The organism is Acinetobacter sp. WCHAc060042, assembly GCF_003231195.1.
Lineage (GTDB): Bacteria > Pseudomonadota > Gammaproteobacteria > Pseudomonadales > Moraxellaceae > Acinetobacter.
This window is the reverse complement of the sequence record NZ_QKVN01000058.1, coordinates 1-14341: the sequence shown is the minus strand read 5'-3', so window position 1 is coordinate 14341 and position 14341 is coordinate 1. Positions and strand designations below refer to the sequence as shown.

General features: G+C 36.8%; 15 protein-coding genes. 6 read left to right on the top strand and 9 right to left on the bottom strand.

What is annotated here, in order from left to right; genetic code table 11:
- From DPG01_RS17130 to DPG01_RS17120, 3 genes are all read left to right on the top strand, one after another.
- A partial coding sequence (locus DPG01_RS17130) for an FAD-dependent oxidoreductase (RefSeq protein ID WP_162622363.1) occupies positions 1 to 550 on the top strand: 550 nt, incomplete at its 5' end.
- Between the two features lie 182 nt (positions 551 to 732).
- Positions 733 to 1077 (top strand): hypothetical protein, encoded by a 345-nt coding sequence (locus tag DPG01_RS17125; protein WP_086209346.1) that lies wholly within the window; start codon positions 733 to 735, stop codon positions 1075 to 1077.
- 119 nt (positions 1078 to 1196) lie between these two features.
- Positions 1197 to 1895, top strand: coding sequence for a VIT1/CCC1 transporter family protein (locus DPG01_RS17120; protein WP_110975879.1), 699 nt, complete (start codon positions 1197 to 1199; stop codon positions 1893 to 1895).
- 92 nt (positions 1896 to 1987) lie between these two features.
- Here DPG01_RS17120 and DPG01_RS17115 read toward each other — a convergent pair whose 3' ends face one another.
- From DPG01_RS17115 to DPG01_RS17105, 3 genes are all read right to left on the bottom strand, one after another.
- Entirely contained in the window at positions 1988 to 2509 is a 522-nt protein-coding gene (locus tag DPG01_RS17115; protein WP_110975878.1) for a hypothetical protein, read from the bottom strand.
- A 63-nt stretch (positions 2510 to 2572) separates the two neighbouring features.
- The gene (locus tag DPG01_RS17110) at positions 2573 to 3349 is read right to left on the bottom strand and encodes a TIGR03915 family putative DNA repair protein (RefSeq protein ID WP_110975877.1); all 777 of its coding nucleotides are present in this window, start codon (positions 3347 to 3349) and stop codon (positions 2573 to 2575) included.
- A gap of 1 nt (position 3350) precedes the next feature.
- The gene (locus DPG01_RS17105; RefSeq protein WP_110975876.1) at positions 3351 to 4610 is read right to left on the bottom strand and encodes a putative DNA modification/repair radical SAM protein; all 1260 of its coding nucleotides are present in this window, start codon (positions 4608 to 4610) and stop codon (positions 3351 to 3353) included.
- Positions 4611 to 4816: 206 nt separating this feature from the next.
- Between DPG01_RS17105 and DPG01_RS17100 the strand changes: the two genes are divergently transcribed.
- Complete coding sequence (locus DPG01_RS17100; RefSeq protein WP_110975875.1) at positions 4817 to 5869, top strand: NAD(P)H-dependent flavin oxidoreductase; 1053 nt, start codon at positions 4817 to 4819, stop codon at positions 5867 to 5869.
- A gap of 42 nt (positions 5870 to 5911) precedes the next feature.
- On the opposite strand, the gene dusB is transcribed toward DPG01_RS17100, so the two are convergent.
- Positions 5912 to 6937 (bottom strand): tRNA dihydrouridine synthase DusB, encoded by a 1026-nt coding sequence (gene dusB, locus DPG01_RS17095; RefSeq protein ID WP_110975874.1) that lies wholly within the window; start codon positions 6935 to 6937, stop codon positions 5912 to 5914.
- A 507-nt stretch (positions 6938 to 7444) separates the two neighbouring features.
- On the opposite strand from dusB, the gene DPG01_RS17085 reads away from it, so the two are divergent.
- Positions 7445 to 8314 (top strand): IS982 family transposase, encoded by an 870-nt coding sequence (locus tag DPG01_RS17085; RefSeq protein WP_110975873.1) that lies wholly within the window; start codon positions 7445 to 7447, stop codon positions 8312 to 8314.
- Between the two features lie 206 nt (positions 8315 to 8520).
- Here the strand turns inward: DPG01_RS17085 and DPG01_RS17080 are convergent, their stop codons facing one another.
- From DPG01_RS17080 to DPG01_RS17060, 5 genes are read right to left on the bottom strand one after another with little or no spacing between them, the layout of a single operon-like run.
- The gene (locus tag DPG01_RS17080) at positions 8521 to 10518 is read right to left on the bottom strand and encodes a hypothetical protein (protein ID WP_110975872.1); all 1998 of its coding nucleotides are present in this window, start codon (positions 10516 to 10518) and stop codon (positions 8521 to 8523) included.
- 35 nt (positions 10519 to 10553) lie between these two features.
- Positions 10554 to 11210 carry a hypothetical protein gene (locus DPG01_RS17075; RefSeq protein ID WP_110975871.1) on the bottom strand — a complete coding sequence of 219 codons (657 nt, stop codon included), beginning with the start codon at positions 11208 to 11210 and terminating at the stop codon, positions 10554 to 10556.
- Entirely contained in the window at positions 11210 to 11620 is a 411-nt protein-coding gene (locus DPG01_RS17070; RefSeq protein WP_110975870.1) for a PulJ/GspJ family protein, read from the bottom strand. The genes DPG01_RS17075 and DPG01_RS17070 overlap by 1 nt, the downstream gene beginning before the upstream one ends.
- Positions 11607 to 12095, bottom strand: coding sequence for a pilus assembly FimT family protein (locus DPG01_RS17065; protein ID WP_110975869.1), 489 nt, complete (start codon positions 12093 to 12095; stop codon positions 11607 to 11609). Before DPG01_RS17065 ends, DPG01_RS17070 begins: the two co-directional genes overlap by 14 nt.
- Positions 12089 to 12538: a type IV pilin protein gene (locus DPG01_RS17060; protein ID WP_110975868.1), complete on the bottom strand. Its 450-nt coding sequence runs from the start codon at positions 12536 to 12538 to the stop codon at positions 12089 to 12091. Before DPG01_RS17060 ends, DPG01_RS17065 begins: the two co-directional genes overlap by 7 nt.
- A 1040-nt stretch (positions 12539 to 13578) precedes the next feature.
- Between DPG01_RS17060 and DPG01_RS17055 the strand changes: the two genes are divergently transcribed.
- The coding region (locus tag DPG01_RS17055) for a PAS domain-containing protein (RefSeq protein WP_162622362.1) at positions 13579 to 14341 on the top strand (763 nt) is incomplete at its 3' end.

Below are 14341 nucleotides of genomic sequence, written 5' to 3'. Positions count from 1 at the left end.
CCGTGGTGTTGCTTACTGTCCACACTGTGATGGCCCACTGTTTAAAGGCAAACGTGTTGCCGTAATTGGCGGGGGGAACTCGGGTGTCGAAGCTGCGATTGATCTTGCTGGGATTGTGGAACATGTGACTTTGGTTGAGTTTGATACCAAACTACGTGCTGACCAAGTGTTGCAAGACAAATTGTATAGCTTGCCTAACACCACAGTCATCCTGAATGCCCTATCAACCGAAGTTGTGGGTGATGGTAAGCAAGTGACGGCATTGAAATATAAAGACCGTGCAACCGACGTAGAACATACGGTTGCGCTTGCAGGAATCTTTGTACAAATTGGTTTATTGCCAAACACCGATTTCTTAAAAGAGACTGCTGTTGAGCTTTCAAATCGTAATGAAATTGTGATTAACGATCGCAATGAAACCAATGTCAAAGGTGTATTTGCCGCAGGTGACTGTACGACTGTGCCTTACAAGCAAATCATTATTGCCACAGGTGAAGGCGCGAAAGCATCTCTGTCTGCTTTTGACTATATTATTCGTTCTGGGCTGTAACCCTCTCCCTCTCTACCCCCTCTAAAGGCTTATAGGCAACTCAGCTTATAAGCCTTTTTATCACGCTGTTTTTTATAAAAAATTACATATTTTTAACAATAATGTAGTCTGCTTTTCACACAAATTAGATTATATTCTGCCCACCCCCTACTTTTGGGTATAAAACGAAAAGGATAGGAAAAATGAATAAATTACTTATTGCTTTAGGTCTTGCTGCGACTGTTGCTCTTGTTGGTTGTTCAAAAGAAAAAGCGCCTGAAACGGGTGCAACAACTGGCGAACACATTGAAAATGCTGCTGAACAAGCAGGTCATGATCTAAATAATGCTGCAAGTACAGCAGTATCTGATACTCAAAAAGCTGCTGATGAAGCATCTGCAAAAATTGGCGCTGCTGCTGATGAAGCTGCTGCAAAAACCGAAGCTGCTGCTCAAGATGTGAAAAATGCTTCTAAAGAAGCAACTGCTCATGTTGCTGGTGCAGTTGAACAAGGTGCTGCTGATGTGAAAGAGAAAGCACAACAATAATATCTAATGCCATAAAAAGGCCTCCTACTGGGAGGCTTTTTTATGGTCTGTGCTATAGTAGATGCAGAGCGTATTATCAAATAAATCATAATTTTAAAATTTGAGGATGATCTATCACCATGTCTTACTCCCACCATGTTGAACCACATCTCATTCATCGTACAGGTTGGTTACGTGCTGCCGTTTTGGGTGCTAACGATGGCATCATTTCAGTGACCAGTTTAATTATGGGTATGGCTGCGAGTGGTGCATCTAGTCAAACCTTGCTCATTACTTGCATTGCTGGACTCATTTCAGGTGCAAGCTCGATGGCTGCTGGGGAGTATATTTCAGTTAAGTCTCAATCCGATATTGAAGAAGCGGATTTAAAACTTGAAGCTCGAGAACTCGATAAAAACCCACACTTAGAACTAAAAGAACTGACTCAAATTTACATACAACGCGGACTCAATCCCGAACTTGCTCATGAAGTTGCTGTGCAACTCAGTGCACATGATGCACTTTCAGCACATGCACGTGATGAAATAGGCATCCATGAAAATACCAGCGCAAAACCACTACAAGCAGCAGGCTCTTCTGCCCTCGCTTTTTCACTCGGTGCATTGCTTCCAATGCTGGCTATTCTTTTAAGCCCAGAGGGGCATTTAGCACAGTCTGTTGCCATTACAGGAGTACTGTCTTTATTAAGTTTGGGTGCTTTATCGAGCTACTTTTCTGGCACTGCAATCTGGACAGGTGCAATTCGTGTCACCCTTTGGGGAATTTTTGCAATGCTCTTTGCAAGTTGGATTGGTTCACTTTTTAATGTGCATGTCTAAACCATACTACATTTACCAATCCGTTAAACATTCATAAAAAAATTCTTAAAAAGCCCACAACATTTTGGGCTTTTTACATTCATTCATCAGTATCAATTCAATGCTGCTTTTAAGTTACAACCATAATTCATCGTCTGCTGTACCTGACGATATGTACTATAACGATTGATAATAAAATCATAAAACTGTTCAGGTGAGCTAAAATTTTGTTTTAAGTTTTCTTGTTCAGTATGTGGAAGCTCCACATCACTGATAAGCTCTAAATTATAATGCCCTAAACGATACATTTCAGCAAAATAACCGTTCATCACATCACAATAAGCAATTTTGCTGGGTTTAAGCGCGCTACGGCTAACCAAATGTTGATTCAATGTTTGAAGATTATTTACATCCAAAGGCAGTTGCTGAGCAAAAGCAACACTTTCTTTTTTCTTTAATTGTTGAAAATCTCGCACTAATTTTTCATTAAGCTGACTAAAGCGCTGTTGCAAATTTGCAGCATCTTTAACGTGATAATGACTCGGATTAACTTTCACGCTAGCTTGATCTGCCTCTGAACATGCAACAAGACTTAGACTTGAAACAATCGCAGCGGTGGAAATGTACTTTATCATGCGATAGACACCTAAAAATAATCATGCTGCGGCATTATGCCCTAAAGCCTTGTTTATGGGCAGTTATATTATTTTCTCATTCAAGTACCGCCAATAGCGCTTAGGTACAAATTGAACATGCAGCTTGAGGTTTTTTCTCGCTTCGATATTGATACTTTTAAAATAATCTTTCCATAATTGATCATACAGTCGTTCATCATCATCCAATTGAATACTAAACGACTGACTATGCCCTACTTTGTAAGCAAGATCGAGTTGCTCAACCTCCATCTTCACTTGATGCACCGTTGTTAAATCATAATAAATACCGAAATGTCGTTTTTCATCATAAATCAGCCATCTTTGATCTTGATAACGATTTTTAAAATGCCGTTCAATTAAGGGAAGAACATTAAAATCAGGTTGGATGAGACTCAAAAATAGTCCATCACGGCATTTTTTAAACCGCACAAAAGCCTCCATACGATGCTTCTCTCGACCCACCTGTTTGGCCCACTGCGAAACAGCCAACACATCCGCATGTGCATAGTTTTGGTCAACTACTTGTGCATTTTTAAATATATAAATACAAAAGTTAAAAAGATGCTGATGTGCCTGCTGTTGCTCTGACAGAAAACAATAATAAAAATACCGTAAACTGATGGGGCTGACTCTTTGTCTCAAGCCCTGCCACACTCGCTGTGCATACTCCTCATTTGAACCGACATCAATATATTCATCAAACAGACCCGCTTGTGTATTATCAGTAATAAGTCTCACATCAAAGTCTTTGAACTGAAAACTTCGATACACACAACTCAGTAGCCCAGTCATGGTTTGATCAAAGCAGTACATTGTCATGTTAAAAACCAAAACCTAGTTGAGGAGAAAGCTGTTTTTGGTATTTGGATAGACCTGACTGTAAAATCTGTTGACGAATCTGACTGATCGAGAGCTCTTTTTTAAATTTTGCGGTATCAACACAGCGGATAAAATGCTGTGCCCGATTGTAAGCAATGCCCATACGCTTTAATTGATCGATATGAATCTGCCCAAAACGCCGAGCTTGAACAATTTTTTTAGCCGATTGAACACCTATACCCGGAACGCGTAAAATCATACGATAGTCTACATATTGAATATCGACAGGGAAATACTCAGGGTTACGCAGTGCCCAGCTTAATTTTGGATCAACTTCTAAATCCAAATTCGGATACTCATCGCTCACTATTTCCTGCGCATCAAAACCATAAAAACGCATAAGCCAATCCGACTGGTACAGCCGATTTTCTCTTAATAATGGCGGAGCAGAACCCACAACAGGAAGCATTTTTTCCTGTTCATTGATTGGGATATAGCCTGAAAAATATACCCGTTTTAACTGATAAACCTTATAGTGATGATCCGCCATTAAAATAATATCTTTGTCTGTTTCTTGATGTGCACCTACCACCATCTGTGTAGTTTGACCTGCAGGTACAAACTTCGGTACGTGCCGAATCAAACGTCGTTCATCACTCAACTGAATCAAGCGATCTCGTACAATAGCTAAATCCTTTTGTACCTCAGCATGTGACTTCTCGGGTGCAAACTGCTTTAAGCCAACTTCCGTTGGCATTTCCAAGTTAATACTCATGCGGTCTACATATAAACCAGCCTCGGTAATAATCTCTTGGGAAGCGCCTGGTATCGTTTTTAAATGAATATAACCATTAAAGTTTTCTTCAATGCGTAACTTTTTCACCACTTGTAGCATTCGCTCCATGGTGAAATCAGCTGATTTGAAAATACCTGAACTGAGAAATAACCCTTCAATATAATTGCGGCGGTAAAAGTTGATGGTTAAATCCACTACTTCTTGTACGGTAAAAGCGGCCCGTTTGACATCGTTAGAGCGTCTAGAAACACAATACGAACAATCAAAAATACATACATTTGAAAATAGAATTTTAAGTAATGAAACACAACGTCCGTCTTCCGTATAACTATGACAGATGCCATTTCCTGTATTACCCAACCCTTTCGCTTTGTTTTTACGATTGCTACCACTAGAGGAGCAGGACACATCATATTTAGCTGCATCAGCTAAAATTTGTAACTTTTCACGAATACGATCGCTCATGACTCACTTCGGTAAAATCAAAAACAAAAGTATAAAAAATTTCGGTCCTAAAACATGTAGAAAGACTGCTTTCAACGACACTGTTTGTCGCTATACAATAAAATATGATACTCAAGGTTTTCTGTATTTTTCGATAAAATAATGAATATTATTTGCCAATTCTGCTGTGCTTGGGCAAAGTGTTGATATGAAAAAGGAGCAAGCACATGTCTTTATTATTAGAACGCCTTGGAATTAAGCATCCTATCTTTCTCGCACCTATGGCAGGTGTCTCTACTCCAGAACTTGCAGCAGAGGTTTCAAATCAAGGTGGACTCGGCTCACTAGGCTTAGGTGCCAACACCGTAGAAACAGCTCATGCACAAATTTTAAAAACTCAAGAACTGACTGAGCAACCATTTCAGGTCAACTTTTTCTGCCATCAAAGTGTTGAACTTGAACCCATAGCATCACAGGCATGGATTGATTTTCTAAGACCTCATTTTGAACAATACCATGCAGAACCCCCTACACAGTTGCACTGTATTTATCCAAGCTTTTTAGACAACGATGACTACTTAAATGTTGTACTCGAAACTCGCCCTAAAGCAGTAAGTTTTCATTTTGGAATCCCACACCCTCATCAAATACAAGCCCTAAAGGATGCGGGTATTTTAACCATGGTCTCTGCAACAAACTTAGCGGAAGCACGGGCAATTGAAGCTGCAAGTATAGATATTATCATTGCGCAAGGCACTGAAGCTGGCGGTCACCGCGGAATATTTAATGAACTTTTTGATAGCGCAATTCGGACTGTCGATCTGGTTCAGCTTTTGGTAGAGCACTGTCAGTGTCCAATTATTGCCGCTGGCGGCATCATGAATGGTGCGCAATCTCAACAAATGTTAAACCTAGGGGCGAGTGCAGTCCAATTGGGTACAGCATTTGTACAGTGTAAAAGTTCAAATGCAAATGATGCCTATCGTCATGCGTTATTTCATGAGCAAATTACGCAAATTAGCGCCAGCATCTCAGGTCGTCCCGCACGAGGACTTCTAGGTCACTGGCATACACAAGTCGACTTACCAAACCGCCCTGCAGTCGCTGCTTATCCATATGCTTATGATCTTGGAAAACAATTACATGCTGCTGCAAGTCAACAAGGTGATCACGGCTTTGGTGCTTTTTGGGCTGGAAGCAATGTGTCTCAGATTCGTGAACTTGAAGCTCGTGATTTAATCAATCAACTCTTAGTCGAAATGCAACAAGCCAATTATTAAGTCATTCTATCTTTTAGCTAAGCTCCAATAATGGAGCTTTTTTTATTTGGTTTCCAATAGGTTAACTTGTTCCACCTGCACATCACTCATTGTTTCACCATGCACAAGCAACTGATCAAAGTAGTCTGCAACCACTTTAAATTGCTCAGTTGTGCTTTCAACTTTATACATGTTTTGGCGGAACTCATTACTTGAGCGTAAGCCTTTGGTGTACCAAGCAATATGTTTACGTGCAATTCGACAGCCAGAGTATTCACCATAAAAACTATACAATTCAGAAAGATGACCCTGCAACACCTCTTTAACTTCCTGAATATTAGGTGCAGCCAAATGCTCCCCTGTGTCCAAATAATGTGCTATTTCACGGAAGATCCATGGACGCCCTTGCGCTGCACGACCAATCATAATCGCATCTGCGCCAGTATAATCAAGCACATATTTAGCCTTTTCAGGACTATCAATATCTCCGTTGGCAATGACTGGGATTGACAATATTTGTTTGACTTCTTTAATCAGACTGTAACGTGCGGTATTCAAATACATATCTTCCCGAGTACGACCATGCAGTGCTAATGCTGCAATACCCGCCTCTTCTGCGCGCTTCGCCACCCGTAAAATATTTTCATGGCCATTTAAAAAACCTAAACGCGTTTTGAGTGTCACAGGAACATCAACCGCAGCAACAACTTCATCTAAAATACGAGCCACCAAGTCTTCATCTTTTAAAAGTGCAGAGCCTGCCAATTTATTACAGACCTTTTTTGCAGGGCAACCCATATTAATATCTACTATTTGCGCACCATTTGAAACTTGATAGCGCGCGGCTTCAGCAAGCTCTTTGGGATCTGATCCTGCAATTTGTGCAGAAATCGGTGCTAGTTCACCATCAAAATTGGCACGGTATAAACTCTTCTTACTCATGCGAAGTGTCTGATCTGAGGTCATCATTTCGCTGACCGCATGCCCTGCACCAAAATATTTGCATAATGTGCGGAATGGACGATCAGTAACACCTGCCATCGGTGCAACAATCAAATTATTTGAAAGTTGGTATGGACCAATATACATATAGATTCATCATATTTTCGACCGAAACAGTATACTGTATCTATTCTTTCGGCTCATCTTTTATGATGTGATGTCTACTTATAAGTATAGAATCTTTATATAAGCTTTAACTACATGACCAGTTTGTAAAAATCTGCAATACAATATTATAAGTCTTAGTCAACTATTGTCGCCCATGGAAGAAGCTCTATAGGAGCACAATAAAATAGAAACTTTATTCAGTTTGCTGAAAGGGGCTTACAATCTAGTGATGACTAGACGAGAAGCATTGCAGGCTATTTGACGAGAAGCATTGCAGGCTATTTGACGAGAAGCATTGCAGGCTATTTGACGAGATTCATACTTCTTTATGTGCTTATCAAATATGTCATCAAAATAAGCCGATGATTCGTATTATGGAAATATCAACTTAAATAACCCGAATCATGGATAAGAAATAGGCTTGAAAAAGAAGAGGACTAGAGCTATCAGTTGAGTTACCACACCAAACTCACAACTCTAGTCCTTATGTTCGATAGTACAGAATTATTTTGTGTAATTGATGATTTCTTCTTAAAATTTGAAGCGACTTACTGGAAATTTATTAAAGAATGTCACCATTGTCTAAGAATTCGAACCGCTCAACTGAGTATTTCAGAAATCATCTTCATTGCGATTTGGTATAAATGTTCTCATTTTAATAACTTCAAAGCATTTTTCTCATCGTTGAAACAAGACAAAAGCCATTTATTTAAAAGTTTACCCTGTTATCAGCGCATGATTCATTTAGTGAATACACATCAACTCGCTTTACATGCCTTGCATTTCGCTGTGATGAAAGATCATCAAAGTTCGTATTTATGGATTGATTCAACTACTTTGCCAGTCTGTAAAAATCAGCGTATTCAGCGACATAAATCCATATCATCAATTGCAACGCGTGGTAAAAGCTCAATGGGATGGTTCTTTGGTTGTAAGCTACATTTACTGATGAATCAATCAGGTGAGATTGTGAACTCAGTTTTATCTAATGGACATACAGCGGATATCAAAATGGTTAAACAGTTGGTAGAAGGATTAAAAGCAAAGCTTTATGCTGATCGTGGCTATATTAGTCATGAACTGAAAGCTAGGCTTAAAGAACAAGATATTGATTTAATTACATATCATCGTAAAAACATGCAGGCAGTTCAATTGTCAAAAGAAGATGAATATTACCTAAAGCAGCGCAACAAAATAGAAACGTTATTTAGTTTGCTCAAAGGGAAATATAATTTGGTAACAAGTAACGCGAGAAGTGTTGAAGGCTATTTAGCTGGTATTTATGCCTCTTTATGTGCTTATCAAATATATCATCAAAATAAGCCGATGATTCGTATTATGGAAATATCGACTTAAATAGGTTGCGGGTTCTTTAATATTCTATGAAGTCTAACAATTAATAAATACATGATGTGAATTTTCGAAAATACCAAAATTCACCTTTAAATTGCATTTCCATCTAAACGATAAATTCATTTAGAAGTTTAAAACTCCTAGATAAATTTACCTAAAATATAAATAATTAAAGTTAAAAATATTCATCATAATTATATAAATAACTCTCAAATATACCTTGCCCATTTAACAGACACTGTTTCGGTTTCATCACTACTTTCTGAATCATTATTACCTGTATTCGGAACAGTAATTGTATTCTGATCACTCGTTGTTCCATTAAAATCAATAGTTGTACTACCACCTAAAGTAGAACCAGTATTTTTTCCTAATGCTGCGGCGAGAATTGAACCTTTTACAATAGTTTGCCCACCAGTAATAAGCCTATTACCTGCAATAACATTTCCCTCAATTGTTGCTTGAGATGTTAAAGTTATATCTCCACCTATATATGTTGCAGAACATTGTGCTGTGGAACTGGTATCCGTACAAGAGCCTGCAATTAAGGCGATGTTAGCAATACTAGCCAAACTCAATGTATCTTTTGATGCACACAAATTTGTAGGCGTTGGAAAATACGATGATCCACACACAACAGAAGCACCCGCATAGTTTGGTGCTTTCATAGATATGCTACCACCATAATTAATATTACCTGTTGAAATAATTGTGTTTGCATAGTTCCCCATTTCTAAGTTTACAGATGTGCCCTTAAAAAATATTACGCCACTAGCAATCGAACTTTCTGAATTTTGCGTATCTCTTAATGTCCAGATACCATTAGAATAACTTATGATCTCGTTCACCCAGCCATATTTTTTGGCAAAGTTTGCCACAATACTGCTTGTACAAAAGTTATCCGAATCTACCTCTTTACATAAATACCCCCATGACTGAGAATAATTTATTTTTGTTTTGCCTAAATGATAACTACCTTCGGCTACGCCATTTACATTTCTAACATAAACTAAAATTTGATTCTGACTATTTACACTAAATACATAATTTGCCTGTTCCTCATAAGCAGACGCATTGATGAGAGGTTTCTCATCCATGGTCACCGTAACGAGTGCTCCTGTTGGAAAAGCAACTTTTGTGCCCGTAGCTACTTGTGTTAATTTATCAGCCGCATTCGTAGGGCATGACATAAAGTTTACGGCAGCTATATTCGTAAAATTATTCCAGTAAGGACTTACACAGGTAAAAACACCACCACTTTTTGCAGTATTAAGCTGATTCCAAACATTATATTTAATATCGGAATTTGCTAATGAATTCAAAATAGTTCCATTGTTAACGGTTATTTTATTTCCCGCTGTCGCCTTAGTAATGGTTGGGTTTGTGTCAACAGTGATGGAACCCTTGGTATCAATACTATTAAAATTACCACTACTTTTGATATTTACATCACCATCAGCATAAATATCTTTTACAGCAACACCGCCTGTTGTCGTAACACTCCCTTTTGCGGAAACCAGTGATGCTGTCCCGCTAGCATTTAAATTTACATTCCCATTTGAATAAATATTTTCCAGACCTGTAATCCCCCCTCCACCAATGTTCACATCTCCGAGTACTTTGAGCTCTTTAATTCCAGTTAAACCTGAACTAGTCGAAAAATTGCCAGAAACATTAACAATAGCCCGATCTCCAACATTAGAAAATGTAATGCCACCATTAGCATTAAGATCACCGTAGAAGTTCATCGCACTTGGTAACTTTGTTGTATTTCCAGAACTTTGATGGTCCGAACCTGAACCCTCTGAAAACAAAATTTCGTAAACGACTTGTATAGTTGATGATGATTCGGATTTATCGCTAATATTCTGAATGTTCGCAGTGACTTGATATATTTCGGGTGTTGTTCCCTGCGCTTTTACTTTGACATTATTTACATTTAATGTACGACCTTCTGGAATATTTAAGGTAAATGTTTGGGGAGATTTTTCCAAGTTTGAAAAATCATCCTGACTCAACGTTTTTAGATATTTGCGGAATATTTCGACGCCAGACCACGCACCAGATTGGGCATTAGTCAATGCATGACTCGATACTAATGTACGTTGCGAGATATTTATATAATATGCTGTCCCTAAAGCTGATACCGCAACAGCTAATCCTACAAGTAAAACGATTAAAACTGTTGCAAAGCCATGCTGTGACATTGGGCGCTGTTTATTCCTGATTATCATTTCTTTTCCTAAGACACAATATTGACAATACAAACAGGTACTTTTACTTGGCCTAATCCTGCAATTTTTTGTGTGCTAGTTTGTGCTGAAATCATTATAAGTGGGTGAGAAACACTATCACTTGAACCACCAACACCAAATGGCGTGCAAGTTGATACCGTTTGTTCAAAGCTAATTTGATTCGGGTTCGACTGATCTGAAGAGTAATCATCAAGTTCAGCCAAATTTGTCTGAATCTTCCATTTAAATGAACCTAAATTCGCTGTTTCATTACAGTCAGCTCCAGCATCATCTAAAAGTCCTTTTAACAATACAAACCTACGCTTTTTATTGTTAGAATTCTCTACATCTGCTAAACCTTGGCAGGAAATTTTTGTTCCCAATTTTAACCGCCAAAGAACAACCTTTACACTTTTTGACTCCATCTGAAGAGTCGTTGACAGTAAGTTTGATGACCCATCAAGACCAAATCCTGCATTTTGTAAAAGCATTTGGGCTGTCGTTAAACCACTTTGCAACTGAGTATCATGCGTCGATGCTTTGCGAGACTCAACACCTGCTTTTACGATAGTCCTGTAAGCACTTAATACAGCCAAAATACATAAGATACCTATGAGCAATCCAACCAAAAGGCTAATTAAAGTAACACCTGATTGATTATTCACTACAAAGACTCCCCTACAGTGACCTTGCCACCAAGTAAAGTACTTTCAATTTCAAATTTAACTGGTTGCCGCTCAGAAACCGTTCCATTAAGACTTATATTGGTACTATTTACAGTAACATTCATTGACTCACATATTACTGTGACTTCTGACGCATTCTTTTCATTGGGCAAATTAATGGTTGGATGAGCACTACCACTGCACCAATCTTCCTTTTCACTAACAGATGCATTTTGAAGTTTTGTACGTAGCTCATTAATTACAATATATTGAAGATTATTTTGTTGCTGGCTGACCAGCATTCGCCCCGTACTATATACTGCTCCCAAAATAACGATACTAGATAATGCTACTGCAATGAGTGCTTCTAACAAACCAACGCCTTTTTGCACTTTTTTAGCTAAGATCATATGCTTCACTAAGGGATCCACTACTTACCACCAAAGATAAATTTGTTTTACAATTTTCCGTGACTTCAGTAATGACTTGCCCTAGATTATTAAAGGCGAAACATTTGAAATCAGTCGAACTAACATTCTTAATTTCTATTGCTTGGTTTAATGCATAAGCAAAAACTATAGGGCTAGTACAACTTGCAGATTCTGTTGAAGTTGCTTTATGGACTGATAATTTCTTAGCACTTAAATCAAAACAAATTTGGCTAGCAGCCAAATCAGCTGTTTGAGCATATTCATTTCTGATCGCTGTTGCTCTTGCTAACCCCATAGCACTTTTCAATGACATAGTTGCTTTATCTAATTCAGCTTGTTTAGACCACAATCCTGTTAAGGACGCTGCTCCCACAACCAGAATCGCTAAAATAGTAATAGCAATCATTAACTCAATCAGACTAACTCCTGACTGCCTAGATCGCTGAATTACCATGTGCTTGTACCATTACAACTCGTAGTAGCTGTTCTTTCATTCGTATTTTTGATTTTTAAAGTACAACCAACTAAGTTACTCGAATCTTTAGCTGTAGCTATTAATTCATATCCTTTACCGCTATCCACTTTTTTGCTAGAAAACTCAAAAATATCTGTTTTACTGGCTGACCACTGAGGAAAAGCTGAAGTAGCAATCAATGCATTCGTATTTGCATAATCCTGATCAGGATAAGATAAATTACGTTGATAATAATTTTCAAAAACCAAACTTAACGAAACAAGATCTGCCTGAGCAGCTCTAATATTTGTTTTCTTAATATAGCTTTGGTAGGAAGGAAGTGCTATTGCAGCCAAAATAGCGACTATAACAACTGTTATCATTAACTCTATTAGGGTAAAACCAGAGATTTTAGGCAGATTAGCACTAAATTTAGGATGCATACGAAGTAGACATATGATTTATAACAAAGAATTTAAATTATCACATTAACCAATCATTTTTTCAACAAATTAAACAATAAAATATTTTATTAAGTTAAGCTTAATAAAATATTAATAATAAAGTGCATTCAGTCTAGCTGGATATTAATTGTAATAATAGTCTATGTTCTTTTAAATATAACACTTTCGGTTTAATATATTTACTTATTTTCTACAGAAAAATCATTAAGAAAATAAACCCAATATAAAGTTATATTTAATGATCTTGCTGTAATAAAATTAAATATTAAACAAAAAAGTAACAATTACATTTGATATTATTATAATTTTCATTAAAACATAAAAAAACCAGTGACTATAAGGTGTCTATCGACGTCCAAGAGCAACATTAATTATAAAAAACCTTATAAAATACCAACTAAAAAAGTCAGGATTTAAAATTAAACCTAGACTATAAAACAAACTCCTTATTCTGATTCATTGATACCTATATATTCAAAAAAGTGTATAAATCCTATTTTAATGCAAAAAATTATGACTAAATGATAGTTAATATTTTCATCAGAATTAGCGCGTATCAAATGCTATTTTTAAAAATAAATCCACCTAAAAATCACTTAGATTACCAATGAAGATTTGAACTCTCTATACTTATAAAAATCATATTTTCACAACAATCAAAGAACAAAAAACATGTTCCAAAACCCTATTGGTATTACCATTGTAACTAATAAAGAATATGCATAAATCATTACATTCACATCTCTCTCACAAAAAAAAGAATATCTCCTCATTACCAGAACCGAAGGCTTAAATAGTTAGAAAATAAATAAATTAAACAAAAAAATTAATTAAAAACTGTAAATGAAATTCTTCTCATCTTTTAAGACTTATACAAGAACATTTAAATCAGCCTAAAAAACACTCACCCATAGAAGAAAAATCATGCAAATCATCTACACCAATTGAATCCAAATTCATGATTGTGTTATTAATATCTTCTACTTTTATTATAAAGAAATATAGAGGCTAACTCTAATATGTCTCAAGATTTTGAATATAAAAAACCCAGCCTAACTGAGCTAAATAGTTTAATGACTATGGCAATCCAACAATCATTTAATGCAATTGTCATAACAGATGCCTCTTTTGAAAAAGAAGGTCCAAATATTATTTTCTGCAACCCTGCTTTTTGTAAAATGACAGGCTACAGTGAAAATGAACTAATTGGCCAATCACCTCGTATTTTACAAGGTCATGATACAGACCCTGCTGTAATTCATGAGCTGAAACGTTGCTTAATCGAGGGGAAATTTTTTCATAACAATACAATTAATTATCGTAAAGACAAAACTGCATATCATGTAGAATGGAATATTTCTCCTATAAAAAATGAGTTTGGAAAAATCACTCATTTTGTATCTGTTCAACGGGATATTAGTGAAAAGAATGAAAATCTGAAGTATCAAACAATGCTGATTGCGGCAATAAATACAACTCCAGATACAATAGTAATCACAGATGATCAAGCTAAAATCCAATTTATTAATCATGCAACAGAAACACTTTCAGGATACACCTTTGCTGACCTAAAAGATGAACCTATAACAAAACTATACCCTAGTAATCAACAACTTATAGAAATAAGCAAAATAAAAAAGCAGAAAGTTGAGAATACATGTGATGCCGAAGATAAAAATGATCATTCTGAAAAGCACTTTTTAGATCTGATTTCCTCTCCTCTAAAAGATCATAATGGAAAAATCACCCACTATGTCAGTATCGGTAGAAACATTAATCATC